The sequence below is a fragment of the Paenibacillus sp. RS8 genome, assembly GCF_041956825.1.
Lineage (GTDB): Bacteria > Bacillota > Bacilli > Paenibacillales > Paenibacillaceae > Paenibacillus_AQ.
Genome location: NZ_CP168131.1, coordinates 6,509,586 through 6,535,189, shown reverse-complemented (window position 1 = coordinate 6,535,189; position 25,604 = coordinate 6,509,586). Strand labels below are relative to the sequence as shown.

At 42.7% G+C, this 25,604-nt stretch carries 28 protein-coding genes and 1 pseudogene; 20 read left to right on the top strand and 9 right to left on the bottom strand.

What is annotated here, in order from left to right; genetic code table 11:
* Positions 1-110: 110 nt before the first annotated feature.
* Complete coding sequence (locus tag ACDZ28_RS30760) at positions 111-1,250, top strand: 5-methyltetrahydropteroyltriglutamate--homocysteine S-methyltransferase (protein ID WP_375103551.1); 1,140 nt, start codon at positions 111-113, stop codon at positions 1,248-1,250.
* A 346-nt stretch (positions 1,251-1,596) separates the two neighbouring features.
* Here ACDZ28_RS30760 and ACDZ28_RS30755 read toward each other — a convergent pair whose 3' ends face one another.
* The 4 genes from ACDZ28_RS30755 to ACDZ28_RS30740 form a co-directional block, all read right to left on the bottom strand.
* The gene (locus ACDZ28_RS30755; RefSeq protein WP_231573860.1) at positions 1,597-1,755 is read right to left on the bottom strand and encodes a hypothetical protein; all 159 of its coding nucleotides are present in this window, start codon (positions 1,753-1,755) and stop codon (positions 1,597-1,599) included.
* Positions 1,756-1,829: 74 nt separating this feature from the next.
* Entirely contained in the window at positions 1,830-2,771 is a 942-nt protein-coding gene (locus tag ACDZ28_RS30750; protein ID WP_375103550.1) for an NAD(P)H-binding protein, read from the bottom strand.
* Between the two features lie 78 nt (positions 2,772-2,849).
* Complete coding sequence (locus tag ACDZ28_RS30745; protein WP_375103549.1) at positions 2,850-3,749, bottom strand: LysR substrate-binding domain-containing protein; 900 nt, start codon at positions 3,747-3,749, stop codon at positions 2,850-2,852.
* 90 nt (positions 3,750-3,839) lie between these two features.
* Positions 3,840-5,030, bottom strand: a complete 1,191-nt coding sequence (locus ACDZ28_RS30740; RefSeq protein ID WP_042129976.1) for a coenzyme F420-0:L-glutamate ligase — start codon at positions 5,028-5,030, stop codon at positions 3,840-3,842.
* 352 nt (positions 5,031-5,382) lie between these two features.
* On the opposite strand from ACDZ28_RS30740, the gene ACDZ28_RS30735 reads away from it, so the two are divergent.
* From ACDZ28_RS30735 to ACDZ28_RS30720, 4 genes are all read left to right on the top strand, one after another.
* On the top strand, positions 5,383-6,330 hold the full coding sequence (locus ACDZ28_RS30735; RefSeq protein WP_339287504.1) for a YafY family protein: 948 nt from the start codon (positions 5,383-5,385) through the stop codon (positions 6,328-6,330).
* Between the two features lie 63 nt (positions 6,331-6,393).
* Positions 6,394-6,939, top strand: coding sequence for a DinB family protein (locus tag ACDZ28_RS30730; protein ID WP_375103548.1), 546 nt, complete (start codon positions 6,394-6,396; stop codon positions 6,937-6,939).
* Between the two features lie 129 nt (positions 6,940-7,068).
* A complete protein-coding gene (locus tag ACDZ28_RS30725; protein WP_375103547.1) occupies positions 7,069-7,227 on the top strand; it encodes a hypothetical protein in 159 nt (52 codons plus the stop codon).
* A 186-nt stretch (positions 7,228-7,413) separates the two neighbouring features.
* Positions 7,414-8,232: a CPBP family intramembrane glutamic endopeptidase gene (locus tag ACDZ28_RS30720; protein ID WP_375103546.1), complete on the top strand. Its 819-nt coding sequence runs from the start codon at positions 7,414-7,416 to the stop codon at positions 8,230-8,232.
* 216 nt (positions 8,233-8,448) lie between these two features.
* Here ACDZ28_RS30720 and ACDZ28_RS30715 read toward each other — a convergent pair whose 3' ends face one another.
* Positions 8,449-9,354 carry an AraC family transcriptional regulator gene (locus tag ACDZ28_RS30715; RefSeq protein WP_042129972.1) on the bottom strand — a complete coding sequence of 302 codons (906 nt, stop codon included), beginning with the start codon at positions 9,352-9,354 and terminating at the stop codon, positions 8,449-8,451.
* 183 nt (positions 9,355-9,537) lie between these two features.
* Here ACDZ28_RS30715 and ACDZ28_RS30710 point away from each other — a divergent pair, with 183 nt between their 5' ends.
* The 3 genes and pseudogenes from ACDZ28_RS30710 to ACDZ28_RS30700 all read left to right on the top strand — a co-directional run bounded on the left by ACDZ28_RS30710 (position 9,538) and on the right by ACDZ28_RS30700 (position 11,647).
* On the top strand, positions 9,538-10,392 hold the full coding sequence (locus ACDZ28_RS30710) for a sugar phosphate isomerase/epimerase family protein (RefSeq protein ID WP_375103545.1): 855 nt from the start codon (positions 9,538-9,540) through the stop codon (positions 10,390-10,392).
* A gap of 85 nt (positions 10,393-10,477) precedes the next feature.
* Positions 10,478-10,591 (top strand): annotated as a pseudogene (locus tag ACDZ28_RS30705) (Gfo/Idh/MocA family oxidoreductase); the annotation flags it as partial.
* Between the two features lie 42 nt (positions 10,592-10,633).
* Positions 10,634-11,647, top strand: coding sequence for a Gfo/Idh/MocA family protein (locus tag ACDZ28_RS30700; protein ID WP_042129968.1), 1,014 nt, complete (start codon positions 10,634-10,636; stop codon positions 11,645-11,647).
* A 94-nt stretch (positions 11,648-11,741) separates the two neighbouring features.
* Here the strand turns inward: ACDZ28_RS30700 and ACDZ28_RS30695 are convergent, their stop codons facing one another.
* The gene (locus ACDZ28_RS30695) at positions 11,742-11,954 is read right to left on the bottom strand and encodes a hypothetical protein (RefSeq protein ID WP_042129966.1); all 213 of its coding nucleotides are present in this window, start codon (positions 11,952-11,954) and stop codon (positions 11,742-11,744) included.
* Positions 11,955-12,219: 265 nt separating this feature from the next.
* Here ACDZ28_RS30695 and ACDZ28_RS30690 point away from each other — a divergent pair, with 265 nt between their 5' ends.
* The 4 genes from ACDZ28_RS30690 to ACDZ28_RS30675 all read left to right on the top strand — a co-directional run bounded on the left by ACDZ28_RS30690 (position 12,220) and on the right by ACDZ28_RS30675 (position 15,199).
* The gene (locus tag ACDZ28_RS30690; protein ID WP_375103544.1) at positions 12,220-12,750 is read left to right on the top strand and encodes a hypothetical protein; all 531 of its coding nucleotides are present in this window, start codon (positions 12,220-12,222) and stop codon (positions 12,748-12,750) included.
* Positions 12,751-12,766: 16 nt separating this feature from the next.
* A complete protein-coding gene (locus ACDZ28_RS30685) occupies positions 12,767-13,414 on the top strand; it encodes a hypothetical protein (RefSeq protein WP_375103543.1) in 648 nt (215 codons plus the stop codon).
* Positions 13,415-13,513: 99 nt separating this feature from the next.
* On the top strand, positions 13,514-14,626 hold the full coding sequence (locus ACDZ28_RS30680) for a hypothetical protein (protein WP_375103542.1): 1,113 nt from the start codon (positions 13,514-13,516) through the stop codon (positions 14,624-14,626).
* A complete protein-coding gene (locus tag ACDZ28_RS30675; RefSeq protein ID WP_375103541.1) occupies positions 14,627-15,199 on the top strand; it encodes a type 1 glutamine amidotransferase family protein in 573 nt (190 codons plus the stop codon).
* A gap of 57 nt (positions 15,200-15,256) precedes the next feature.
* Here ACDZ28_RS30675 and ACDZ28_RS30670 read toward each other — a convergent pair whose 3' ends face one another.
* Positions 15,257-15,838: a hypothetical protein gene (locus ACDZ28_RS30670; RefSeq protein WP_375103540.1), complete on the bottom strand. Its 582-nt coding sequence runs from the start codon at positions 15,836-15,838 to the stop codon at positions 15,257-15,259.
* Between the two features lie 267 nt (positions 15,839-16,105).
* Here ACDZ28_RS30670 and rnhA point away from each other — a divergent pair, with 267 nt between their 5' ends.
* The 3 genes from rnhA to ACDZ28_RS30655 are packed head-to-tail and all read left to right on the top strand — an operon-like array spanning position 16,106 to position 17,916.
* On the top strand, positions 16,106-16,768 hold the full coding sequence (rnhA, locus tag ACDZ28_RS30665; protein ID WP_042129956.1) for a ribonuclease H: 663 nt from the start codon (positions 16,106-16,108) through the stop codon (positions 16,766-16,768).
* A gap of 43 nt (positions 16,769-16,811) precedes the next feature.
* Positions 16,812-17,480, top strand: a complete 669-nt coding sequence (locus tag ACDZ28_RS30660) for a uracil-DNA glycosylase (RefSeq protein WP_375103539.1) — start codon at positions 16,812-16,814, stop codon at positions 17,478-17,480.
* 31 nt (positions 17,481-17,511) lie between these two features.
* Positions 17,512-17,916 carry a hypothetical protein gene (locus ACDZ28_RS30655; RefSeq protein WP_076120672.1) on the top strand — a complete coding sequence of 135 codons (405 nt, stop codon included), beginning with the start codon at positions 17,512-17,514 and terminating at the stop codon, positions 17,914-17,916.
* 107 nt (positions 17,917-18,023) lie between these two features.
* Here ACDZ28_RS30655 and ACDZ28_RS30650 read toward each other — a convergent pair whose 3' ends face one another.
* On the bottom strand, positions 18,024-19,133 hold the full coding sequence (locus ACDZ28_RS30650) for an AI-2E family transporter (protein WP_375103538.1): 1,110 nt from the start codon (positions 19,131-19,133) through the stop codon (positions 18,024-18,026).
* Between the two features lie 200 nt (positions 19,134-19,333).
* The gene (locus ACDZ28_RS30645) at positions 19,334-19,609 is read right to left on the bottom strand and encodes a hypothetical protein (protein WP_042129950.1); all 276 of its coding nucleotides are present in this window, start codon (positions 19,607-19,609) and stop codon (positions 19,334-19,336) included.
* A 282-nt stretch (positions 19,610-19,891) separates the two neighbouring features.
* On the opposite strand from ACDZ28_RS30645, the gene ACDZ28_RS30640 reads away from it, so the two are divergent.
* From ACDZ28_RS30640 to ACDZ28_RS30620, 5 genes are all read left to right on the top strand, one after another.
* A complete protein-coding gene (locus tag ACDZ28_RS30640; protein WP_156114843.1) occupies positions 19,892-20,692 on the top strand; it encodes a DeoR/GlpR family DNA-binding transcription regulator in 801 nt (266 codons plus the stop codon).
* Positions 20,693-20,840: 148 nt separating this feature from the next.
* On the top strand, positions 20,841-21,752 hold the full coding sequence (gene pfkB / locus ACDZ28_RS30635) for a 1-phosphofructokinase (RefSeq protein ID WP_042129946.1): 912 nt from the start codon (positions 20,841-20,843) through the stop codon (positions 21,750-21,752).
* Between the two features lie 38 nt (positions 21,753-21,790).
* Positions 21,791-23,719: a fructose-specific PTS transporter subunit EIIC gene (locus tag ACDZ28_RS30630; RefSeq protein WP_375103537.1), complete on the top strand. Its 1,929-nt coding sequence runs from the start codon at positions 21,791-21,793 to the stop codon at positions 23,717-23,719.
* A gap of 265 nt (positions 23,720-23,984) precedes the next feature.
* Positions 23,985-24,485, top strand: coding sequence for a Crp/Fnr family transcriptional regulator (locus ACDZ28_RS30625; protein ID WP_042129942.1), 501 nt, complete (start codon positions 23,985-23,987; stop codon positions 24,483-24,485).
* Positions 24,486-24,800: 315 nt separating this feature from the next.
* Positions 24,801-25,472: a YitT family protein gene (locus ACDZ28_RS30620; RefSeq protein WP_339287495.1), complete on the top strand. Its 672-nt coding sequence runs from the start codon at positions 24,801-24,803 to the stop codon at positions 25,470-25,472.
* The last annotated feature ends 132 nt before the right edge of the window (positions 25,473-25,604 follow it).

Genomic DNA, 25,604 nt, shown 5'->3' with positions numbered 1-25,604 from the left:
TCTTTAGGTATAGCTAATACTTATAGCCTGCCATAGCTCATTGGTGTAACGGTATAAGCCATCGGATATGCTATATTAATTCTAATAATTTTTTACGAGGAGATTAATATATGAGCATTCAAACCGAACCTAAAAAGCGAACCGTTACCCCATTTCGATATGATATTGTAGGAAGCTTCCTGCGCCCTCAGGCATTGAAAGAAGCTAGATTAAAATACAAGAACGGCGAAATTACCGCTGAGCAGCTTAAGGAAGTGGAAAACAACGAAATTGTTAAGCTGGTTCAGAAACAAAAAGAAGTAGGTCTTCAAGCTGTAACCGACGGAGAATTCCGCCGCTCTTGGTGGCATCTTGACTTCTTTTGGGGCTTTGACGGTGTAGAGCGGACGATTATTGATCAAGGCTACCAATTTAACGGTGCGAAGTCGAGACCAGAAACAGCCCGATTGACCGGAAAAATAAGCTATAGCAGCCATCCTTTTGTATCGCATTATGAATTTTTAAAAAGCGCTGCTGGTGAGGACGTTGTAGCTCGTCAATCGATTCCTGCAGCTGCGCAATTCCTGTTCGAGCTAGACCGGGCAGAAAATAAGGAAAGCACAAATGAAATATACCCAAATCGTGAAGAGCTAATTTCAGATATTGCTAAAGCATATAAAGCGTCGATTCTTGCCTTTTATGCAGCGGGCTGCCGCAGCATTCAAATCGACGATTGCACATGGGGAGCGCTATGCGACGAACAGTTTATAGCTTTTATGAATCAGATTGGTGTGAATGTAGCTGAATATGCGAACGAGCTTGCGCAATTGAACGAGGAAGTTGTATCTGGTCTGCCGGAAGATCTCGTTGTAACAACACATGTTTGCCGAGGAAATTATGTTTCAACTTATGCTGGAGTTGGTGGAGGTTATGAACCTATCGCACAAACGCTTCTGAACATCAATAACTATTCAGGTTACTATCTGGAGTTTGATACAGAACGGGCAGGCGATTTCAAACCATTACGCTTCCTAAAAGAGAATCAGCAAGTCGTGCTTGGTTTGTTCTCTTCCAAATTTGGTGAGCTGGAGAGCAAAGAAGATATTTTGAAGCGTATTGAGGAAGCGAAGCAATATGTCGATCTAAACCGGATTTGCCTGAGCCCACAATGCGGCTTCGCATCCACGGAAGAAGGCAACCACCTGACAGAAGAGCAGCAATGGCGCAAGCTTGCTTATATCAAAGAGATTGCTGAAGAGATCTGGAATTAATATAAGTTAACAGTTGAAAAAACACCTTAAGCCGTACGGATGTTCATCCGCTCGGTTTAAGGTGTTTTTTGATATAGAGTGAGTACGTGAATTTTCTTGGCTAGTTTACACTATACCAGTGAATTGAGAGTAATTAGGGAAAACCTCCCTAATAAAAGCCGATAATTACTCTAAATGAATGAAATTAGGGAATTTCTCCCTAAAAAACAGAGCGGAATCAAGATTTACCGTCAAATCAGTCGAATTTCAGGGAGGAATTCCCTAATTATTAGTCTGATGACCAGAATCCTCTGATAATAAGGGAGGAATTCCCTAATTATCTCCAGGACGAGCATATGATTGAGCTTTACGGAGCAGAGAGACAGAGAATTAATTTGGAAATAGCGGCACTTGCTGAGTTACCCACGATTGTGGTTGCAATGGCAGAGAATTGTGAGTGTTCAGTAAGTAGAGAAAGCTTGGAATGCTCCTTCTGACCTTGTAAAACGGGTTGTTTTTGTGCCATCCTCAGCATAAAAGGAATCACCCCCGTGTATTAAACGGGGGTGATTTAGTCTAAGAGGTACGAGGTGCCACTTATTAATTGTCTTTAGCATGTCTTTCGCCAACCTGAAATTCATCGGCATGTTCAAACATGTATTTCACGGTCAGTGGCTCTTGCCCCGTCAAATTTTTAAAGTCGTCTGTAAAAATATCCATTTTTCCTTCACGGATTGCCTGTCCAAAAGTAACCATACCTTCAGAAGAATACGGTGCTTCCGATCCATCTTTAAATGCCCCATCGGTGGTTCTAGGCACGCCCATTGCTTCGAATACGGCATAATTCTCTTCATCCGTGTTTTCTTTGTAGGTGATATGATTACCCGTTACTTCATTACCAATCTTAATGAAGTCGGTAATTGTCATCAATTCAAGCCCGTTGATATTTAGAATCGCTTCCTGATAATTATTGGAGGCTAGGGCATACGCAACGGCTTTTGCGCAATCCTTCCGCGAGATATAGGCCATTTTACCGTCACCTTGATTGTTCGTTAATACCCCGTCACCCTTCACATACGTGAAGTAATTGGTAATCATCGCTTCCGCGTATTGGGAATTCCGAAGGAAGATATAATCGAGCCCTACGCTTTGAACATAACGTTCGGTATAAATATGATCAATTTTTTCAACGCTTGGATTGGTTTCATCAGCCGCGTTTACAAGAGAAGTATAAATGATCTGTTTGACACCGGCTTCTTTGGCTGCATCAACCACATTTCTGTGTGCATTTTGGCGTTTCTCCCCAACAAAAGGCATGGAGATCAGAGCAAGTTTATCAGCATGAGCAAAAGCTTCGGCAAGGCCTTCGTTGTTATTAAAGTTGGTCACATGTGTTTCAATCCCTTGTTCCGCATATTCTTTCAAACAGGCTGGATCGTAGGCGCAAAAAATGATTTGGTCTTTATCTATCAGTTTCAACAAATATTCTGCAGCTTGTTTCCCTAGATTTCCATCGACACCCGTCAACAATAATTTACCCATGATCATCGTCACTCCTTGTGGATATGAATTATATCCTTATAGTATGTGAAAAAATGAACATAGTCTAACACATAAAACTTATGGTCGATTGCTAAAACCAATTTGGATCTGCTGAAGGAAGGAGGGCAGGGCAGGGTTTGTATTGTTTTTAAGATATCCTGCTTCGATTGCAAAGGTATGGTGTGAATCAACTAATGGGATTAACCGGACTTTATCCTGAAGATAGGCGAGCTGATAGTTATCCGGAAAAAAGCCAATCAAATTCTCCGTGATGATATAAAATAATTCTGACTCCACATCGTCTGCGGTTCGAAGGATGTTCGGCTGATAGCCGTCTTCAATGGCATGCTGGATCATTAGATGATAAGAGTTTCCAATAGCTGTTGGATTCAGCATGACTAGTGGATGTTCATATAACTCCTCTTTGGCGATCGATTCATGATGAAAAAGAGGATGGGGATGACTCACAGCCGCACAATAACGTCCCTTATATAAGGGATAGGTTACAATATCCTCTTTTCCCTGAAACTCGGAGTCAAAGGCAATAGCTACGTCGTAAATCCCTTTTAGCAAGTATTCTGCAATATCTTTTAGCAATACTTTATTCAGTTCCAGCTTAATATTCGGATGATGATCCTGAAACGAGGGAATCAATTTCAACAAGCTTTGGATATCCGTCATCGCCGCATATTCGATACTCAGGGATTGCGTATTATACTTTTGAAAGTTTTCCATGCTCATCTTCATATGGTTATATTGCTTCCAGAGGATGAGAGCTTCGCCATAGAAAAGCCATCCGGCTTTGGTTGGCTCGATAGGGATCTGCTTTCTGTCAATCAATTGAATGTTGAATTCCTCTTCAAGCGCGGCGATTTGTTGACTAATGGTGGTCTGCGATACATAGTTCTTTTTAGCTGTTTCGGTAAAATTTCTGCATTCAACGAGATCAATAAAATATTTAATCCTTCTTATGTTCATAGGATCCTCCGCTTACCGCTGTTTGCTTTATTATAACCCAGAAAGTAAAAAAGAGAGCCTCGTTTAGAGACCCCCTTTGTTGTGCTTATCTTATTTTGTATAGTTATCGAAATAACCTTGAATATAAATCATTGGTGTTCCTTTATCTCCACTGCCAGAAGTCAAATCAGACAGTGATCCAATAAGGTCTGTTAATCTACGAGGAGTAGTCCCTTGTGCTTCCATTGCACCAACCAGGTCATCATTTTTATTCTGGATGTATTTAGAAATGGCTTGTTTCAGCTCTTCACCACGAAGATGAGAGAAGTTGTTATCGGCCAAATATTTCAATTTCACTTCATTTGGTGTTCCATCAAGCCCTGTAGTGTAAGCAGGGGAAACAACTGGATCTGCCAGTTCCCATATTTTGCCCACTGGATCTTTGAATGCACCATCGCCATAAACCATAACTTCTACAGTTTTACCTGTCATTTCTTTGATTTTTGCTTGGATACCATCCACGATAGGTTGGCAGTTATTTGGAAATAGCTTCACGCTTTCTTCTGTTGCTTTATTGGATCCCAGCAGACCATAAGCTTCGTTAAAGCCGCTGCCATCAATGGATTGTGTAAGAATATCATCCAGACCAAACACTTTTTCAGCACCATTGCTCATGAGAATACGTTTTGTTCTGAACCGTGTGTGAATATCACAAGTTAATACATGTTTTGTGTAGTTTAGAATGGTTTTTGGATTATTAGAGAAGATGACTTCGCAAGCCACACCTTCAGCTTCAATCAAACCTTTATAATATTCGATATAGTCAACACCTGTGAATGGGTGCTTAATATAGCCGAAAAACTCACGGAATTGAGCCTCTGTTAACACATCCGTCCATGGATTAACACCCTTAGCATCTAATTCGTCGATGTCTACAAGATGGTTGCCCACTTCATCAGCTGGATAGCTTAGCATTAAGACTACTTTTTTTGCCCCTTTGGCAATACCGCGTAAGCAGTTAGAGAATCGGTTACGGCTAAGGATTGGGAAAATAACACCCACGGTTTCCTCGCCGAATTTCCCATTAATATCAGCTGCAATATGGTCAATCGTCGCATAGTTACCTTGTGCCCGAGCCACAATGGATTCGGTTACGGTTACAATGTCACGATCCTCGATCGAGAAACCTTCGACTTTTGCAGCATTCAATACGGTTTGAACTACGATTTCTTCAATGTTATCCCCATTGTTAATGATGGGCCCGCGGAGTCCACGTACCACTGTTCCAACTACTCTTTCCAATATGATCTCTCCTCTTGTAAGGGTATACTCTATATAATTAAAATGGTTGTAAAGCCTATATTACTATACCCTTTTAGAGCGATATAAGTAAAATTAATGTTTATAATGTCTAATATAAAAACGGTTTATAGATAAAAAAGACTAAACAAAAATTTGTACAAGCTTTTATCTCAGGTGGAGGAAAATGCGATGCGGAGCTTTAATCCACTTACGAAGTGTTTTGTAATCCTGCTTTAGACCTAACGGTAAATCGGGATTCGGGTGGGTATCGACGAGCTGTGGATGAGATATTGGATGATATTAAACATTGCCGTTTGAGATAGAAAAACAATTTTGGGGGAGGGAGAGTCGTATGAACAAAATGGACCGTTTGTTAGCTATAGTGCTTGAACTGCAGCGTAATAAAGTGTTGCGAGCGGAGGATTTGGCGGCTACGTTTGAAACGAGTGTGAGAACTATTTATCGGGATATTCAGGCACTGAGTGAAGCGGGCGTATCCATAATAGGAGCGCCAGGGCAGGGTTACTCCTTAATCGAGGGGTATTTCCTGCCGCCCGTTAGTTTCACGCTGGACGAAGCAGTGGCATTACTTATCGGGACTGACTTTATCGAGCAGTGGTTTGATGCCCACTACGGCAATAAGGCTAGAAGTTCTAAAGCAAAGATAGAAGCTATCCTGCCAGAAGCCATCCGCAGTGAAGCATCACAGATCCGCAAAAGTTTTCGTTTATTTGCATCCGCAGCAGAAATAGCACCAATACAAGAAAAGGCATGTTTGGAAGCCATTCGTCGAGCGATATTGGAGGAAAGGAAAATAAGATTTCGTTATTCTAAAAGAATCGCCGAAGCTGATGGGAACCGTCAAAGTATTCGTACGGTTGCTCCTTACGGACTTGTGCTTCATCAAGGATCATGGGTACTCGTCGCTTGGTGTGAATTGCGTCAAGACATCCGTCATTTCCGGTTATCCCGAATGAGGGAGCTTATTGATCTGGAAGATAAATTTATCCTGCCAGCGGATTTTCAATTGGAGGTATACCAACCTCCTGATGATCGCAACGTTCATGTGCGTATCTTAGTCCATTCTGATATAGCTGATAAGGTAAGGGAATCGAACAATTTCTATATGGAAACTATAGAGGAGCATGCGGAAGGCTTACTAGTTACTTTTCGAGTTCGAGAGCCGGCGGAATTGCTGCAATGGGTGCTGGGCTGGGGAGGCGGCATCGTTGTGCTAGAGCCGGAATCTTTTCGCCATCAAGTTAGAAATGAAATAGAAATAATGTTAAAACGCTACTGACATAACGCTGTCAGTAGCGTTTTTATATACTTGGATAATCAATGACACAGGAGCTGATATATAATGACTACAACAAAAGAAGCCTTACAACGTTTTGAAGAAACTGCGACATACTATATTCAGGAATTAGAGCGATTCAATCTGGAGCAGCTGAAGCAAAAGCCAAGTGAAAACGAGTGGTCCATCGGACAGATGGTTCAACATCTCATAAACTCGGCACTGTATATGCAGCTTCGCAATATTGATCAATGTCTGGTGCTAAGCCAAGATCCCTTAGTATCTCATGTAGGGAAAACCGAGGATGGTGCGGCTATATTTGCACAAGGCAGCTTTCCGCCCATTCGTATTCAGGTCCCGCCTTCTGCCCAATATACGCCGGAGCAGCCGGAGAGCAAAGAACAATTAATTCAAGGGTTGCATACAGTCATTCAAAGAATGAGAGAGATTGAACCGTCTCTTGAAAAATCGTTCAAGCTTAATACCGTATCTCACCCGCGATTCGGTGGACTATGCGCGGAGGAATGGTTCCTGCTTATTGAGATGCACTATCGTCATCATCTTCTGCAGCTGGAGCGATTAAACAAAGAATTGTTTGGGAAAGTGATGTAATACCCAAAAAGATACCTTTGCTGATTTACAGCAAAGGTCTTTCTAGTGGTGCTTTCCACTTCGATTCTAGTTATTTTTGTGGTCCCTATAGCTTATGTATTAACGAGATTTAAGTTTTGGGGTTCAAAAATGATTCTTAATATTTATATGGCCTGTATCTTTCTTCAAGCTTCTTATATCATGGTTCCTTATGCGATAGGAAGGGGCGTAGCTGCTGTACGTGACAGTGGTGTCATGTCGGTGAATTCCACTAGAGTAGAATCCACAACCTTAGTTCCTAATATTTGATTTTAATTCCTCAATCTTCCATTATCTTAGATTAATTTATTGCCCCTCTTACTTAATTGTCCGCTTTCATCTCCAATAACAAAGCTACTAATCTGTATGTCCTATATTTTGTAGCGGCCCCAATAGCTTAAAGTACTTCTGGATACAATTTATGGTATAATTTAGAAGATTTGTTGAGGAGAAGCAATGAGTAATAAAGGCGCTCCGAAGAGAGTTTTTGGAGGTAACTATATGACCTTATCTAAAGCACTCAAATTTTTGATTCTTAATTGTATTTTAATCGTCATTATTTATTCTCTGCAGTATGTATTTAATTTTCTTACTTATGATATAAACGGGCCAATGACATGGATGATGAGCCATTCAGAGAGATTAGCTAACAATACAGATTTTATAAGTGCATTTTCTTGGTATCTTGTTCAATTTTTGATTACCTGCTTGCTCATTCATTATTTCTTACGGAAGGGATTAAAGGAAGTCGGTTTTAGTACATTAAATCTGCAGCTTAGCATGAAGTACATCAAGTATTTTATATTGATATTTCCTTTCGTTGTCGTTATATGCTGTGCACTAATTTATTCAACTCTTGGTCTTCAACCTTTAATTGAACAATATGAAGGTAGAAATGTAATATATGCTGTAAAAGATATTATGATATTTGGTACATTACCTGGATTAAGTGAAGAACCATTCTTTCGGATTTTCGTTATTCAATTTTTTCTGTTGTTTTGGTTCAAACGTTTTAACTCTCTGAGTCCAAATGGTATAAACATGATGGTCTTTTTGTCTTCTTTTTATTTTATGCTAGGACACATCTTTATAAATTGGTCTCCCTTTTATTTGAAATACGATGTGATTCAGTTGATAACTGCCTTTATTCTAGGAATTTATTATACGGTCACTTACTTGAAAACAAAAAGTATTCTAGCCTCTATTGTATGCCACAGCTATTCCGATTTTATCATTTACCTTATGGGATATCTTTTATATTTTTATAATCGTTAAATCTTGTTCATTAATAAATAGAATTTCCTCGCTTAAGTAAGTCGTCCGAACATTATTCTTAGGGCTCTTCGTTTAAATGGTTGTGTGTACTTCCATTTTTACCTGAGAAGTTTTTTTGCGCTTGAAGAGATTGAGCCAGATCATGCTGAAAGAGACGTCCGTTCGCGTAGCGTCCGCATAGAACGATCAGTCCCTGAGATTATCGCATCTATAGATTTAGAGAATCCGAGACAACTTACGATACGCACGTGGAGATATCCCCTCATTCGCCGAGAATACTCTACTGAAATAATGAATATCGGGATAACCGACCTGCTCGCCTACCCTTTCAATCGGCCAATCTGTTTCTCGCAACAGTTTACGAGCTTCCCTATGCCGGATCGAACGGAGGTATTCTCCGGGGGGCATACCGGCGACCTCACGAAAGAGCTTTGCAAAATGGTCTTCATGCATATTCATGGCCGCAGCCATAGATTTGTTGGTCCAGCGTTCTGCTAACCGCTCTTCTATCTCCTCTATTAATGCTCTGATCCGTTCGGTGTGAACAGAAGATTTAGCTGCATCTCGGGAGTTTTGCGATCGAAGCAGCGAAGTCAGAATTCCAAGCAGCAGCCCTCGACAGACCCACTCATAACCGGCAGGCCGCATGGTGAATTCATGAACGAGTTGTTCCATGGCATGAACACATTCGGGAGGTGGGGAGTAGATCGGTTCTTGTGACAATGGCATGAAAGGAGCGGTTACGGCTTCAAAGGCGAATTTATCGTCCATTACTTCATCCTCTTTCACTACCATATCTTCTTCATGTGTAATAATGGATTCCCCAAAGAAATCAAAATGGATTCCAATAAGCTTGGTATCTGAATCTGACAGAATAGCATTCTGATGATATACCCCGGATGAGAGGAATATTAGCTGTCCAGCGTGCAGTATATATTCCTCCGTATCCATCTTTGTTAATAATTTGCCCTGGCGAACATATAGTAGCTCGAAGTCATATAGTCTTCTTCTTGGAAAGGTACAAGTGGGAAGTGTCTGCAATTGTGCATAGTGAATCCCGGGTGACCAATCACGAGAGGGTACCTGCTTTCTCAATGGATAAGAGGGATCTTTGTCAGACATGGCACTGCCTCCTGAATGTTTAATAGATTAGACCGGAATAATGCAAAAAGTCTCTTCTTCGCCTAAATAAATTGAACTTATTATCTATTATAATATAAATAAATAAAGGATACAAAGTGCATCTAAGTCTATAAAAGTCTATAACGTCGAAAACGGAAAAGAACAAATATGAGGAGGGTCCAAATGAAAAAGGGAATCAACATCTGGTCGTTTCGAGAGGGAACAGAAATTAAAGAATGCGTACGTCTGGCCAAAGCGGCTGGATTTGACGGTATCGAACTGTCATTAAATGAGACAGGTGAACTTGGCTTGCAAACCACTGAGAAGGAAGCGCGTATCCTTCGTGATTCTATAAATGAAACGGGTCTAGAGATTGCGGGACTGGCAACTGGGCTGTATTGGTCTTATGCGATGACAAGTGAATCTGAAGCTAATCGAACTAAGGCAATCGACGTATGTAAAAAGCAACTGGAGCTCGCGGCTGCGCTTGGTGTAGATACGATTCTTGTCATCCCTGGCGCTGTTGGTGTGGATTTTATCGAGGGCTGTGAGGTTGTTGATTATGAAAAAGCTTATGATAGAGCACTGGAAGCGATTAGTCATTTAGCCAAGGATGCTGAGCAAGCAGGCGTTTCCATTGGACTTGAGAATGTATGGAATAAATTCTTGCTGTCTCCGCTTGAATTACGTACTTTTATTGATACGGTGGGTTCCAGTTATGTAGGTTCCTATCTTGATGTTGGGAATATCGTCCATTCCGGTTATCCAGAGCAGTGGATACGGATTCTAGGTCACAGAATTAAAAAGGTGCACTTCAAAGATTACCGCCGTACGGCTGGCGGGCTTCACGGATTCGTTGATTTGCTCGCTGGGGATGTGGATTATCCGGCAGTCATGAGAGCGCTTGATGAAATTGGATACAACAATTATGTTACAGGTGAAATGATACCGTCGTACACACATTATACAGAGCAAATTATTTTTAATACTTCCGCAGCTATGGATGCCATCCTTGGACGCACCGCATTCAAAGCTTAGAGTAGGGAAGGAAAAGTAATATTCAGAGTCGGACTGGTAGGCTTGGTTTCATGGTCCGAATGAACTTTGATAATTAGAGCAAAGGTACCATGTATTTTGTGAGAAACCGATGGCCAGACACTCTGCCGAGGCTTGGAAAATGGTAGAGGCGGCGCGGTCAATGCACAGGCAGATTGGACACTGGAAGGTGCTTGGATAGCACTTGATTGATTATTTTTCATTTAGCGGGGGAGGATTCACTATGTTAAGAATAGGTTTGATTGGCTTTGGATTTATGGGACGGATGCATTTTGATAATTATGTTCGCTTAATGGAAGAGGGGCATCCCATCGCCCTTAAAGCCATTTGTGATTTGCGAATTGAGGAACTAAAAGACGGTAAAGCGGACGGCAATATGAGTACCGCTCAAGAAGTGTATGATTTAACAGCTTACAATCTCTATGATGATCTGGAGAAAATGATTGCGGGTGAGGAACTGGATATGATCGATATTGCAGTTCCTACTTACCTGCATGCTGAAATGGCTTGTTCGCTGCTAGAACGTGGATATCATGTCTTCTGTGAGAAGCCGATGGCTAGAACTTCAGTAGAAGCGCAGAAAATGGTAGAAACCGCGGAGCGCAGTGGAAAGAAGCTGATGATCGGACAGTGCCTTCGTTTTTGGCCAGGGTATGAATATTTGAAAGAAGTTGTGGAAACTGAGCAATTTGGTAAAGTAACGGAAGGGTATTTCTACCGTGGTTCAGGAGCTCCTAAAGATTGGTTTCTGGATGAGAAGCTAAGCGGCGGAGCTATCCTGGATATGCATATTCACGATACGGATATGATTAATTATCTGTTCGGCAGACCGGATAAAGTATCGACTTTAGGAAGGAACGTTCTCCCAGAAAGTGGATACGATATTGTTTCTACACACTATTTTTATAAGGATGCAAAAGTAATCAATGCTCAGGTTGACTGGACGCTGGAGGGCGACTTTGGCTTTTACATGGGGTACAGGGTTAACTTCGAACGAGGAAATGTTGTATTTGATGGTAGTGGAGTCAAGGTGAATCCCAATGATGGAGCAGGCTTTACGGTAGAGCTTTCCCCGGATGCGGGTTACTACAGAGAGTTGGTTTACTTCCTGGATGCGATTATTCAAGAGAAGCCTATCGTTATATGTACGCCGGAGAGTGCAGCAGAATCTGTGGAGATCATAGAGGCGGAAGTACAGTCAGCGAATGCCGAAGGGGAATGGATTGTACTTAACTAACAGGATATAGAGGATGGATAGGCGTGCCTGGAGGATAGATCATTGTAGATGATTCCTCCAGGCACGTCTTTTTGGCCTGTATTTTCGTCTATCCTTATTTGCGCTGGAATTTTGTATTGTCCCTAGCATAGTGCGATACGGAGCCGTCATATCTTCTTAAACGTACCTGTTCATCGGAGAACTGTTCCACAATTCCTGAGGCTACCTCTGAATACATTCCATCAGGGTCAAGCTGTAGAGCAGAAATATAAGTTTGGGATAAAGCGGCTATAAAAAAATCAATATTTTTATTAAGTGTATGTGGCATGGTATTCCCTCCGGTGGTATCTTCAACATGTATGAATATATAATCCTAAGGAACTATTTTACCACGTTTTGCTGATGATTTTGAGGAGGAATTACTTGGTTTTGGTCAAAAATATGCGAAATTTGGTTGTAATTATATATATTATCCGAAGATCACCCGTGGGCAGGTAGCGAAGTTGTTTCGCTGTCTGCCCTTTTTTTACATTCTGGTTTGAAAAGAATCCTGCGGACGGATATGATTTGTGTAATGAAAGGATGATCGCCAAATGACAGAACAGATTCAAAGAGCCAAGGAGTTATACACACGATTTCTGGGTCATTTTTTAAATATGCATAAAGCAGGTTTGCTTAAAGAGTATAAGAGTTTTGAAATTCCTAGAGAACAAGAATTAGAATGGCTGAATGAATTAGCCTTGGAGTACACCGAGCAGTTGTCGATCCGGGATTGGGATGCGATTACTGCACTAGACGCTTTATCGAGAAACTATCAAGACAGCTGGATTGTGGAGAAGGTATCTTCTTTTGCCTTGCGGAATATGATGAGTGCGGATAGTTTGGTTAGATTAATCTACGCAGAGAAACTGGTTGAAATCATTGGCTCTCATAAACAAGTGATCTCAAAAGAATTGTTATTTGAGGCCTGTAAGGCTGCCGTGCAAATCCTCGAAAATGTAATTTCTCAGCCGTTGGTCATTGACCCTGGACATGATCTTAAGGAGCTTGGCCTTAAAGATAAAAGAGCTTTGAACAGTCGTGCAGAGCAAAGTATGGAACAGGTGAAGGTACTGATTAATTAACCGTTGGAGGGAAAATATGAGATTACTCGTAGCGCAACCCAATCACGAACCCCATTTGGAGCATTTGCTCAAAGAAATGAGCAGGCAGGATTCTTTTGACGCGGTGTTGTATCCGGAAGGTTATGTAGCAGATGAAGCCAGTGTGAAGACTTTATGTGAACTCGCCAAAACATATAAGAAGCTGATCATTACAGGATATAGGAACAGCAATAATAAGGATAGAGCGCTGATGATTCATCCTTCGGGGGATATCATTTTGGAACGAGCGAAATCACCGATGGATGAACAGTTGTATCGCCCTTCAGTTGCGGAAGCGGATAGTCTCCGTATTGGTTATTTGCTGTGTGTTGAGCTGCTGCAGGGATACATAGGTTTGGAAGGACAAGCAGAGTCGTTAGATTTCATCGCGCATCCGATTGGGGTGGGCATGTTCAGCGAAGAACAGTTTACATTATGGATCGAGGAAGCGACTAGGATTGCCATTAAATATAACACAATGATCATTGGGACAAGCCATGCTGACGGATCTTACCGAAATTGCGGAATTTCGATTCCCATCTCTTATTGGATCGATTCTACTGGAGAACCTATTTATATTTCGAGCAATGATACGAGAAGTCGGATTCTTAATCTCGAGACAAAGCAGGTTGATGTTCTAGATTAAGGAGCGGCTGAAGTTGACATACTGTTGTCAAATTGGGTGTGCTACGATTTCATAACAGATTAACTCTGAAGATCTATAGAAGAAAATGAGGGATATTCAATGGCTGAACCTTTAAAAGCGATGTACAATGAACAATTTCTGCATGATTTCGGCGAAAAGATTCGCAGTGTATATAGTGTTTTCGACACGGATGCATTTGTCATTTCGGCTATGTCGGAACCCTGGGATGCGCTCGAACTGAAGGCAAGGATGCGACGGATTACGGAGACACTGGGAAGTCATTTACAGCTTCCCTATGAGGAAGCACTGGCGATATTGTTCGCCATTACTGAGGATTGTGTAGGATTTCCATACTTGATCTTTCCGGATTTTGTAGAGGTATTCGGGCAAGGAGCTGAACATTGGGAGTTGTCCATGCAGGCGCTGGAAAGGTTCACATCGAAATCGTCGGCAGAATTTGCGGTCAGACCGTTTCTCATTCGTGAACCGGAGCGGATGATGGCGCAAATGCTAGTATGGTCGAAGCATCCTGATGAGCATGTACGCCGGTTAGCAAGTGAGGGTTGTCGCCCTCGACTACCCTGGGGACAGGCGCTCCCGATGTTTAAGCTTGATCCAGCCCCTGTGCTGCCTGTACTTGAGCAACTGAAGACAGACTCCTCCCTATATGTGCGCAAGAGCGTGGCCAACAATTTGAACGATATTGCGAAGGATCACCCAGAAGTGGTACTTGAGACCGCGCGCCGCTGGATAGGTACAGATCCCCTCACAGACTGGATTGTGCGGCATGGTTGTCGTTCTTTAATCCGTAAAGCTAATCCGGAGATCATGGCTTTATTTGGATATGCGGAGCAAGCAGACGAAGCAACACCACTCATAACGAGTGCTTCTATCACGATTGATCCTTCCATCCTGCGGATTGGAGAAAGCTCCGAATTACAATACGAGCTTCAAGTTTGTGAAGGAACTCCTGCCCGTGTTCGAATAGAATATGGCATCTATTTCGTGAAGGCTACAGGTCGAACCTCTCGTAAATCTTTCTTACTATCAGATAAAACAGTACCTGGGGGTACAATTCTGTCTGGCAAACGGACGCATCGCTGGGCGGATTTAACCACTCGCCGTCATTATCCCGGGGAACATCAGATTGTGTTGTTGGTTAACGGGCGGGAAGTAGCAAATACGGTGTTGAATCTTGAGGGGGGTGAGTAAATGAAAAAAGAAGTATTGATTTTTATTTCTGATGGATATGCGGATTGGGAAGCTGGCTATTTAAGTGCCGAGCTAAACAAGCCAGAAAGTGAATACAAAGTTAGGACAGTTTCTTTAAATGGCGAGAATGTACACTCTATGGGCGGATTTACTGTTGTACCTGACTATACTATTGATAGTTTACCCGCCCAGTTTGAAATGTTAATTTTAATTGGGGGTACAGGCTGGAAAGATAATTCTGCGATTATTCCAGTTGTAGAACAAAGTATACAAGATAGGACACCAATAGCCGCTATATGTGATGCAACCACTTTTTTAGCAGAACATGGTTATTTAGATCACATTCCTCACACTGGAAATTCATTGGATTACTTAAAGGAGTACGCTCCAAATTATAAAGGACATGCGAATTTTATAGAACAACAGACCGTTTCGAGTGATGATATCATTACTGCTAATGGCACGGCTGCATTGGAATTTACAAGGGAAATCTTGAAGAAGTTAAAGGTTATGCCGGTAGAAAAAGTCGATGGATGGTATACTTTTTTCAAAAATGGATTTTATCAGGAATAATGAAGGCATGAAAAAAAGGTGTTCTCAGGTCATATAGACTTGAGAGCACCTTTTTGCTTATTTTTTCACTTCAGTAACACCAGTTACTTTTCCTTGATCCGAGGTATCGAAGGTGGATTGATACTTAGCATCTGCGAAGTAAACATTCCCTTCAACCGTTGCATTTACTAAGCTGAAGCCATCCGCTTCTACGTATACATCACCAATAAATGTGCCGCCTTGAATACGAGCGTTTTTACTCTTGATCGTAAGTTTTGGTGCAGTCAGTTTATAGGAGTTAGTGATATTGTGATCTGCATCTTGTGTGTAGAGAGCAATTTTACGGGCGGGTTCATCTTTATTCGTAAATTGTCCGTCCAGTACGAGATCCTCGGTGAAGGTCAAGTCTTTCAGTGTAGCAGCTATCCAAGTACCGTCTGCACTGATAGCTTTTTTAAAGGCCTCTTCATTATCCACTACTGAAGCTGAGGTTACAGCATCTGTGGTGTTATTTGGGGTATCAGCGGTACCTTCGTTATTGGCGTTGCCAGGTGTAGTGGTGGCGGTAGGGGTGACGTTGGCATTGTTATTGGTTGAGTTTCCGCATCCGACCAATAGCACAATTGCAAATACTGCGGCTACGCTTGCTATCTTTCTCATCTGTATAACCTCCCTGAGTAATTGTACTGATATCCTTCGAGCTTACTATAGACTGATTAGTTAATATTAATGTGGTGCTTTGCTTGTGGACACAATAATATTTACCGATCATTCTACAAATGGTAATATAGGCCTGGACATCTCTGGCGTATAGTATGAACTGAAAAGTGTAATTTATACGGAGAAATTTGCGAAAAATAACAATCTACTTTCGATGAAGAAGCATTTTGGATTACAATAAGTTAAGGTGAAAAAGGAGCTATACCAATGGCTAAACAGAAGTATTATGTAGTATGGGAAGGCAAGCAACCGGGAGTCTACAGCACTTGGGCAGAATGTCAGGCGCAGACCGATCACTATACCGGAGCCAAATATAAATCTTATGAATCTAAAGCGGCGGCAGATGCGGCTTACACAGCAGGTTGGAAAGGCAATTGGGGAACAGGGGCATCTGCATCTGGCGCAGCTAAGTCTAAGGGGACAAGTTCTTTTAAACGAAGCGCATCAGTTGAGACCTCAGCAGAAATTGATTACGACAGCATATCAGTAGATGTAGGAACTCGAGGCAATCCGGGTCCAGTTGAATACAAAGGCGTGGATACACAAACCGGAGATATTATTTTCTCTTGTGGGCCGATTAAAAAAGGAACTAATAATCTAGGTGAATTTTTAGCAATTGTGCATGCCTTGGCGCTGCTGAAGAAAGAGGGAAGTAAGAAGACGGTCTACAGTGACTCTGTGAATGCAATGAAATGGGTAAAGCAGAAAAAGGTTGCGACAACCTTGCCGCGCGATGCTTCAACAGAGGAGATTTGGGTGCTTATTGACCGGGCAGAACGTTGGTTACAAACCAATACGTATGACAATAAAGTGCTGAAATGGCAGACCAAAGAGTGGGGCGAAATCAAGGCAGATTACGGTCGGAAATAGGTGCAGTAAGGTTCTGAGTTTCGGATTGAGGAGGAGAAACGGGATGTTCGGCAACGATTGGGATGAGATATTACGGGAAGAAATGCAAAAAACTTATTTTCTGGAGCTTATGGATAATCTGGAAAGTGAATATAAGGATCATACGGTCTATCCGCCAAAAGAATTGCTATTCACGGCGTTAAGGCTTACGCCATATAGTGAGACACGGGTTGTTATTCTGGGTCAGGATCCCTACCATGGGGCGGGACAAGCTCACGGCTTAAGCTTCTCTGTAAATCCGGGCGTGCGTGTACCGCCTTCACTGCGTAATATTTATACGGAGCTAACGGAGGATGTCGGAGTACCGATTCCTAACCATGGGTCCTTACTGGGATGGGCAGAACAGGGAGTACTTATGCTCAACTCAGTACTAACGGTACGAGAGGGAGAACCGAATTCTCATAAAGGTTTAGGCTGGGAGACATTCACAGACGCTATAATGAAGAAGTTAAATGAAAGAACTACACCGATAGTTTTTATTTTATGGGGAAGTCACTCACAAAAAAAAGGCGCCTTTATAGACCAAAGTCGACATGAGGTTATTCAGTCTCCACACCCGAGTCCGCTCTCTTCCTATCGTGGATTCTTTGGTAGTCGTCCTTTTTCGAAGGTCAATCAGTTTTTGGAGCCGAAGGGTATGAAAGGGATCGATTGGTTCATTTCGGACTTATAGCTAGTGGGATGTTGGGAAGGAGGAGGGGGCTATGAAGCATTGGGTAGGTAAACCGGTTATCATGTACTGCGGTGAAGAACCTTACACAATCATGAAGGGGATTTTGCGCAAATGGGATCTTTCTGCTTCTGTAGCGGTTATCGGTCATCAGGAAATTGCCGTGCCTTTCCAGGATATTGTGGTCATCAAGGCTTTGGCTCCTAGAGAAAGAGCGCTGCCTCCAGTCTTGCATTCTGTGGGTTATGTGATGAGGGAACGGCAGCAATTTGATAACGCAGTATATTTTAAATCGGCAGTGAGCGTGTGGAAAGAGGATCGGCTGATTGCTCTGAACACGACCATCGTTTCGCATACAAAGGGTTCAGTTACACTACAGGATGGACAGAACCTTATGAAGGGCAATCACGTCTTTGTAGTTCGTTCTTTACGGGGGTAATTATTTTAGTTCCTCTATTAAGAAAAATAAAAAGGTGCGTCTCCAATTGGAGGCGTACCTTTTTATTTATGTAACTTCAGACAGTTCGTATAACTTCTTAGCAAACGTTATAGCTGTTCATTCTTCAGAGGCTCAGCCTCTTCCTCTCGATCTGCAACAATTATCTCATACACTCGCAGGAAAATAATTTTGGCAATCATATAGACGGGTAGTGCAATTAGCACGCCAATAATACCGTAGAAATCACCACCTATAAGAACAAGAAGGACAGTAGTTAATGGATGAACATCTAATGATTTTCCGTAAATGATCGGTGAGAGTACGTTATCTTGGATTTGCTGAGCAATGAATATGACGACCAAAGACCATATTGCCATCGTAGGTGACTCAATGAATCCAACAATAACTACCGGTATTCCCGCAAGGAAAGAACCCACATAAGGAATGAAATTGAGCGGTACAGAAATTACTGCGAGCAGCAGTGAGTAAGGCAGACCGATGATAAGGAAACCGATATATAACATAATACCGAGTACGACGTTTAACACCACACGTGTGACAATGAAGCTGCTCAGTGCGCTGTCGATATCCCCGAACATCTCTTTGCCTTCCTTACGGTATTTTTTCGGGATTAGACTCTGTAATTTAGGGGATAGCTTATAGTCATCTTTCAGCATGTAGTACAGAATGATGGGCAAGGTAGCGATTAGAATTACAATACTGGAAACTACGCCGATCAAATTGGACATCGAATTGGTCACCCAAGTAATAGCATCGCTTAGATATTCTGATATACGGGCAGCTATGTCAGAGTCTCCTTGGAAAAAACGTGACAATGAGGGATTGTCTCTTAATGCATTGAACTGATCTTGTAATCCCTGAACGAGATAAGGGGTGTTATCTATAAAGTTCTGAATTTGTTCTTGCAGCGTCGGCCAGACTAGAACCCAGAAGAGAACGAACAATCCCGCAAATAGGAAATAAATGAGCAGGATGGAAAGTGTGCGGTTTAATTTTCTTTTTTCAAGAAGCCTTACTAACGGCCGTAACAGGTAGTACATGAAACCTGATAGTACCATGGGAACGAGTAATAATCTGATAATGGCAGCCAGTGGTGCGAATAGAAACATTACTTTAGAGCTTAAGTACAAAATAAGTAAAAAAGCGATAATAGCAAGACTTGTCCGAAAATACTTCTGTTGTTGCAATAGAAACATCCCCCAGTTTCAAAATAATAATCTATGTAGTTTAATAACCCTAATTCACATGTCTTGATTCAAAAGAGTGGATTACTCTCCGGTAGGTAGTTCTTGGCATATCCGTGGAGGATGACCATTTGACTAAGGCTACGCCAAGTAAGAGGTTCACAATTTATAACCATAACATCATCATTTCAATCACTTAGGGGCTTCGTAGATCATCTTGATTTCCGTCTAGAGGATTTTCTCGTGGATAGAGTGAATATTTCTGGCACTATAACCTCTCCTCCGCTTTCCTTTGTAACCTGTCTTGCCTTGACGAGAGATAAAAAAGCAAAAAATTCCCCTAAAGTGGCCAGTGCGGCAGCGATGATTTCATAATCTTCAGCGCTTAATTCTGCAGTTTCTTCCTGATTTACATTCCCATTGTTATTTCCATTGCTTTTAGCATTGCTGCTACTGCCCGTTTTTTTGTTATTTCTTCCGTTGGCCATTTCTGATCACCCGCTTTTCCCTATATGTAATATTAATATGATTTAAAGACCGTTAAGGAGATAGGCGACTGGTATCTAATTTTCTGAGGGGGCTATCCAACCTTGGAGATAAGCTGAGATCAATCCATTTATTACATTTTGTTAGAGTGTCATTTTTAATGTTAAAGCGCTTTACAGATGATGAAAACGCTGTTAAAATCATAAACGAGCACAAACGATCAATAACAGTCATAAATAATCAAATAATGATCATGAATTTCCAAAGATAAGCGCAATTTATAGATGGGATGGCGCTGTAACTTAAAGGAGCGAACCACGATGTTGTTTGAGGAAGAGAGAAAACAAAGAATCGTGCTTTTTGTGGAAAAGAATTCAAGAGCTTCGGTACAAGAGCTAAGTCAGGAACTGGGTGTATCCGAATCCACTGTACGCCGTGACCTGAAAGAGCTTGAAGAAGCTAAGTTGTTGAAACGAACACATGGCGGGGCAGTTTCCCTGCAGAGTGTCAACTTTGAGGCGTCCTATCCAGATAAAGAAGATCGCTTGTTGGATGAGAAGCAGAGGATTGCACGCAAGGCTGTAGAGATGATTGAGGAAGGCGATGCTATTCTGCTGGATGCTGGAACAACAACGCTGCAGATTGCCAAAGAATTAAAGACTTTTTCTAATATCAAGGTGATTACGAATTCAATCATGGCGCTCAATGAGTTGAGGGATTGCCGGAATATAGAAGTTTCGATTACAGGTGGTATGCTGCGGCCCGATACACTGGCTTTTGTAGGACCGATGACAGAACGTTCTTTAGAAATGGTGCGAGTGGATAAAACCTTTCTTGCAACTAACGGATTGGACCTACGAGAAGGCATCACGACTCCAAATATGCTTGAGGCTGCGACTAAGCGCAAAATGATCTCGGTTGCGAAGCAAGTGATTCTGCTCGCTGATCATAGCAAACTGGGTCAGGTATCCTTCTGCAAGGTTGCCGATGTGATGGAAATGGACCACTGCATTATTGATTCTGGTGCATCTGACAAGTTCATCCGTGAGCTCACGCAAATGGGCGTTGACGTCTCTCTGGTATGACCCTAGACAGATGATATTTTTATGGATAGAAACTGCCTTAATTTGAGTGGTAAGGAATCATCGTAAGATCGTTTGGAGAAATTACATTTGCCGCATGTTCAAGCGGTAATCTAATGGCTTAGAAAACCAAAATAATTGAGGGATAACAATGATCTATACAGTAACGCTAAATCCTTCCATTGATTACATCGTGGAAGTTGAAGATTTGAGACTAGGTGATTTGAACCGGATGAAACGTGATTTGAAGCTTCCCGGTGGTAAAGGGATTAACGTGTCCCGCGTGTTAAATCAGCTTGAGGTTCAGAATAAGGCTATAGGCTTCCTTGGTGGATTCACCGGGCGATATATTGAGGAATGGTTGCGGAAAGAATCAATTTCTAGTGATTTCGTATTTGTTTCTGATGATACCCGAATTAATATCAAACTTAAGCATGGAGAAGAGACAGAGATTAACGGTGCAGGGCCTGTCATCAATGATACGGAGGCTGATGCGCTGTTGCAGAAGCTATCCGCTTTGAACGAGGCTGATGTTGTGATCTTGTCGGGGAGTGTTCCCCCATCGCTTGGCGCAGATTTCTATGACAAGTTGATATCTGTATGCAAGCAGAGAAGGGCCGAATTTGTAATTGATACTACAGGGTCAGCGCTGACAATGGCACTCCCTCATCAGCCGTTGCTCGTTAAGCCCAATCATCATGAGCTTGCAGAGCTATTCGGCGTTACGATACAGACTAAGGAAGAAATCATTACTTATGGACGTAAGCTGCTGGAAGCAGGCGCGAAGCATGTGTTGGTTTCAATGGCGGGTGAAGGTGCCTTATTCATAACGGATCAGGGGGTATACCACGCCAATGCTCCAAAAGGAACAGTAAAGAATTCTGTGGGCGCAGGGGACTCCATGATCGCTGGATTCGTAGGTACATTATCCTTGACTGGAGATTTGATGGAGGCGTTCCGAGCAGGTGTTGCCTCAGGAAGTGCAACGGCGTTCTCAGATGACCTGGCAAATAGAGAATTTATCGAGAAACTTAGACCGCTGATCGACATCTCAGAAGTGTAAGCTAACAGCATTCAAAGTACTCAAGGGAGTTGGAAGACATGAAAATTACGGATTTAATGATAAAAGATACAATGATTATGGATTTAAAAGCAACCACTAAAGAAGGGGCAATTGATGAATTGATTGCCAGTCTTGCCGCAAGTGGTCGTATCAATGATCCTGTTCTATTTAAAGAGATGATTCTGAAGCGTGAAGAGCAATCCAGTACTGGGATTGGTGGCGGTATCGCAATGCCACATGCTAAGACTAAAGCGGTGAATGAAGCGACAGTTGTGTTTGCCAAGAGTGCGACAGGCGTCGAATTCGAATCGCTTGATGATGAGCCGGCTCGGATTTTCTTTATGATTGCCGCCCCAGAAGGAGGGGGCAACATGCATCTTCGTACATTGGCCTCGCTGTCCAGACTGTTGATCGATAGTGAATTCATTGAACAGCTGTTGAATACCCGAACGCCAGCTGAGGTATCCGCCTTGTTCGATGCGAAGCAGGCGGAAGGAGAAGCCAAGGAGAAAGAGAGCGAAGCTGCTGAAGCTGTTAAGAAGTCAGAACCTGAAAAGCTAATTATCGGCAACCCGGATTCCCAAGCATTCGTCGTAGCTGTTACAGCTTGTCCTACCGGAATTGCGCATACCTTTATGGCTGAAGATGCGCTCAAGAAAAAGGCTCTGGAAATGGGAGTTAATATCCGTGTAGAAACGAATGGTTCTGAGGGAGCCAAGAACGTCTTAACAGCCGATGAAATTCGGCGTGCAAGTGGTGTAATTGTCGCAGCGGATAAACAGGTGGAAATGGCTCGCTTCGATGGTAAGCCTGTGCTGCAGAGACCGGTTAGTGACGGTATTCGTAAATCGGAAGAACTTATTCGCAAAGCAATGAACGGCGATGCACCGATCTACCATAATGAAGGCCGCAGTGGCAATGAGGGAGAATCAAAAGAGAAGTCAGGTAGTATCGGCAGTAAAATATATAAGGACTTGATGAACGGTATCTCCCACATGCTGCCGTTTGTAGTCGGTGGTGGTATTCTGCTGGCGATCTCCTTCCTGATTGAACAAGTCGGCGGAGAGGATCATCCACTATTCCAGTTACTGCAGACGATTGGCGGCGGCGATGGTGCCTTCCATTTCCTAATTCCTGTCCTTGCAGGATTTATTGCGATTAGTATTGGTGATCGTCCAGCCCTGATGCCGGGTATGGTTGGCGGTTACATGGCCTTGAATTCCAATGCTGGATTCCTCGGCGGTCTGGCTGCAGGTTTCTTGGCTGGTTATGTTGTTATCGGTCTGCGCAAGGTGTTTGCAGGTCTGCCAAAAACGCTCGACGGATTAAAGCCAATTCTGTTATATCCGGTATTTGGTCTATTGATTACCGGTGGATTGATGTATTACCTGTTCGATCCGATCTTTAGCTGGATGAACGTAGGGCTCATTAATTGGCTTAACGATCTTGGAACAGTTAATGCAGTAATTCTGGGTCTCGTTCTTGGTGGAATGATGGCTATTGATATGGGAGGTCCTTTCAATAAAGCGGCTTACACTTTTGCCATCGGGGTATTCACTACCAGTGGAAATACTAACGGATTCATGATGGCAGCTGTAATGGCAGGCGGTATGGTGCCTCCACTTGCAATAGCGCTTGCTACTACCTTCTTCAAGAATAAATTTACAGAATCAGAACGTAAATCAGGGTTAACAAACTATGTATTGGGATTATCGTTCATTACAGAAGGGGCGATTCCATTCGCCGCTGCCGATCCATTGCGTGTTCTGACCTCTTGTATCCTGGGTTCAGCCGTAGCTGGTGGTCTCACTCAGTTTTGGAATATCAACGTTCCAGCACCGCATGGCGGGATCTTTGTAGCAGCACTTTCGAGCCACGCATTATTGTTCCTGTTGGCTGTTCTGATCGGATCTGTTATTTCCGGATTAATGCTCGGATTATGGAAGAAACCTCTTGAGGCAAAATAATAAAATAAGTAATTTGAACTGCTGGGTGCCGGACGCTTCTTCTGGTGCTCGGCAGTTTTTTTGAATATAAGAATTTGTATGTTTACTCTAAAAACTACCCCTCTATTTTTCGCAGAAACGATTATCTTCCCTGAGAGGACGCTGAAGGCGTTTCTTAACTTGACCACGTATTTCCCTTAACCCATGCAAGAATAATCTCCTTACATGGGGTTTATTTTTGTATAATTGAAAATATATATAACAAGAGGGCAAAGGAGCGAGCGAGATGATACTGCATAAGGGGGAAGTCTTGTTCCGTCAAGGGGACAGCTGCGAATTCTTATACAAGGTGAAAAGTGGGCTGTTCAAGGTAACAAGACTTCATGAAAATGGGAACATGGTGCTGTTCAACATCTTGTATCCCGGAGAGATGGTTCCCCATCATTCACTCATTTCGCCAAAGGAGGCGCATGGAACAGCAGTTGCGATGATGAAGAGCGAGGTGGAGGCAGTCCCTTCAGCGGCATGGTATCAACAGTTGAGTGAAGATCCGGGTCAAGCGATGGAAATCGCCAGGCTGCTCCAAGAGAAGGTACGTTTTATGCAGACACGCCTGGATCACCTTACCGTAGGTACCCCTGCAGAGCGCCTGGAATTGCTTACCCGATGGTTCAATGACTACTCACATGGCGCAATGCTAACAGAGTTATTGACACAGGAAGAAATAGGACAATTGATCGGTGTGAGGCGAGAAACAATCAATCGATTGCTACGGAGTGTAGAGTGACTCCTGCTTTTTTATAGCAAAGTGTTTAGAGTGGGGGATCTCCGTGGTATAATGTATTCAGAACTTATTAAATTAGAGAAAGGATCAGGATACCATGTGTCCCCGAAGGACGATTCCCCAAAGGACGATTTGGAAACGTTATGATCTGTCTTATACTTAGCTTCCCTGTAGAATGTGCGTGAACCGTTGTTACTCGACGAACCGCCTCTGCGAGGGGAAGGAGTATATATATGCGAAGGAGCAACACCTCCGGTTTTACCCGTCGTAGAGGTTGGTGGGACGTTTAGCCGCCATATACGATAAGGGGAGACCTGTATGAGGAACCACAATCACGGAGTGAATGTACTGCTCCGGTTGACAGTCATTTTGTTTGGAACATTTTTGCTTGCATTTGCTTATTATCACATCAATTTTCAGAACCATTTGTCTGAGGGCGGATTCGTAGGATTATCGCTGCTCGGCAAATACGTATTAGGAATATCACCTTCAATTTCAACTCTGCTTCTAGACGTTCCAGTACTCTTGATTGCATGGATGTTCAAAGGGAAAGCGTTCGTGTGCAACACCTTTGTTTCTGTAGGAGCTTTTACAATCTTTTACGGACTCATGGAACGTTATTCCGATTTGGTCATTAACTTGCAGGGCAATTTGGCATTAGCAGCCCTTTTGTCTGGCGTACTGACAGGTTTAGGCGCGGGAATTATTCTGCGAAGCGGCGGCGCAAGTGGTGGAGACGATATTTTGTCGCTGCTGATCAGTGAATGGAAGGGAATTAAAGTAGGTACAGTATTCATCATGTTGGATGTCATCGTTCTGGCATTATCACTCTTTTATATGCCTGTTAAGGAAACAATGTATACCGTGATGGCGGTAGTCGTAGCTGGCTATGTGATCACTTTTACAACCTCTTTAGGCAAACCAAAGTTAGTGAAGGCGCCAAAGATTCAGTCTACGATGCGCAAGCCGCATGATGGAACAGTAATGTGAAGAAGGTTGGTATAAACAGCTTTTTTCGGGGATATACTACGCTTAAGGTCAGCCAGAATTTCTGGTTGACTTTTTTTGTTGGATAAGTGACGTAATTTAAAGGGGTTGCAGCTCTCAGGCATTGCTCGGACG

Excerpts from the sequence above, each read along its gene's own strand:
- ACDZ28_RS30760 (WP_375103551.1), top strand. The coding sequence starts at position 111 with ATGAGCATTCAAACCGAACCTAAAAAGCGAACCGTTACCCCATTTCGA.
- ACDZ28_RS30755 (WP_231573860.1), bottom strand. The coding sequence starts at position 1,755 with ATGGCACAAAAACAACCCGTTTTACAAGGTCAGAAGGAGCATTCCAAG.
- ACDZ28_RS30750 (WP_375103550.1), bottom strand. The coding sequence starts at position 2,771 with ATGGGTAAATTATTGTTGACGGGTGTCGATGGAAATCTAGGGAAACAA.
- ACDZ28_RS30745 (WP_375103549.1), bottom strand. The coding sequence starts at position 3,749 with ATGAACATAAGAAGGATTAAATATTTTATTGATCTCGTTGAATGCAGA.
- ACDZ28_RS30735 (WP_339287504.1), top strand. The coding sequence starts at position 5,383 with ATGAACAAAATGGACCGTTTGTTAGCTATAGTGCTTGAACTGCAGCGT.
- ACDZ28_RS30730 (WP_375103548.1), top strand. The coding sequence starts at position 6,394 with ATGACTACAACAAAAGAAGCCTTACAACGTTTTGAAGAAACTGCGACA.
- ACDZ28_RS30725 (WP_375103547.1), top strand. The coding sequence starts at position 7,069 with ATGATTCTTAATATTTATATGGCCTGTATCTTTCTTCAAGCTTCTTAT.
- ACDZ28_RS30720 (WP_375103546.1), top strand. The coding sequence starts at position 7,414 with ATGAGTAATAAAGGCGCTCCGAAGAGAGTTTTTGGAGGTAACTATATG.
- ACDZ28_RS30715 (WP_042129972.1), bottom strand. The coding sequence starts at position 9,354 with ATGTCTGACAAAGATCCCTCTTATCCATTGAGAAAGCAGGTACCCTCT.
- ACDZ28_RS30710 (WP_375103545.1), top strand. The coding sequence starts at position 9,538 with ATGAAAAAGGGAATCAACATCTGGTCGTTTCGAGAGGGAACAGAAATT.
- ACDZ28_RS30700 (WP_042129968.1), top strand. The coding sequence starts at position 10,634 with ATGTTAAGAATAGGTTTGATTGGCTTTGGATTTATGGGACGGATGCAT.
- ACDZ28_RS30695 (WP_042129966.1), bottom strand. The coding sequence starts at position 11,954 with ATGCCACATACACTTAATAAAAATATTGATTTTTTTATAGCCGCTTTA.
- ACDZ28_RS30690 (WP_375103544.1), top strand. The coding sequence starts at position 12,220 with ATGACAGAACAGATTCAAAGAGCCAAGGAGTTATACACACGATTTCTG.
- ACDZ28_RS30685 (WP_375103543.1), top strand. The coding sequence starts at position 12,767 with ATGAGATTACTCGTAGCGCAACCCAATCACGAACCCCATTTGGAGCAT.
- ACDZ28_RS30680 (WP_375103542.1), top strand. The coding sequence starts at position 13,514 with ATGGCTGAACCTTTAAAAGCGATGTACAATGAACAATTTCTGCATGAT.
- ACDZ28_RS30675 (WP_375103541.1), top strand. The coding sequence starts at position 14,627 with ATGAAAAAAGAAGTATTGATTTTTATTTCTGATGGATATGCGGATTGG.
- ACDZ28_RS30670 (WP_375103540.1), bottom strand. The coding sequence starts at position 15,838 with ATGAGAAAGATAGCAAGCGTAGCCGCAGTATTTGCAATTGTGCTATTG.
- rnhA (WP_042129956.1), top strand. The coding sequence starts at position 16,106 with ATGGCTAAACAGAAGTATTATGTAGTATGGGAAGGCAAGCAACCGGGA.
- ACDZ28_RS30660 (WP_375103539.1), top strand. The coding sequence starts at position 16,812 with ATGTTCGGCAACGATTGGGATGAGATATTACGGGAAGAAATGCAAAAA.
- ACDZ28_RS30655 (WP_076120672.1), top strand. The coding sequence starts at position 17,512 with ATGAAGCATTGGGTAGGTAAACCGGTTATCATGTACTGCGGTGAAGAA.
- ACDZ28_RS30650 (WP_375103538.1), bottom strand. The coding sequence starts at position 19,133 with ATGTTTCTATTGCAACAACAGAAGTATTTTCGGACAAGTCTTGCTATT.
- ACDZ28_RS30645 (WP_042129950.1), bottom strand. The coding sequence starts at position 19,609 with ATGGCCAACGGAAGAAATAACAAAAAAACGGGCAGTAGCAGCAATGCT.
- ACDZ28_RS30640 (WP_156114843.1), top strand. The coding sequence starts at position 19,892 with ATGGGATGGCGCTGTAACTTAAAGGAGCGAACCACGATGTTGTTTGAG.
- pfkB (WP_042129946.1), top strand. The coding sequence starts at position 20,841 with ATGATCTATACAGTAACGCTAAATCCTTCCATTGATTACATCGTGGAA.
- ACDZ28_RS30630 (WP_375103537.1), top strand. The coding sequence starts at position 21,791 with ATGAAAATTACGGATTTAATGATAAAAGATACAATGATTATGGATTTA.
- ACDZ28_RS30625 (WP_042129942.1), top strand. The coding sequence starts at position 23,985 with ATGATACTGCATAAGGGGGAAGTCTTGTTCCGTCAAGGGGACAGCTGC.
- ACDZ28_RS30620 (WP_339287495.1), top strand. The coding sequence starts at position 24,801 with ATGAGGAACCACAATCACGGAGTGAATGTACTGCTCCGGTTGACAGTC.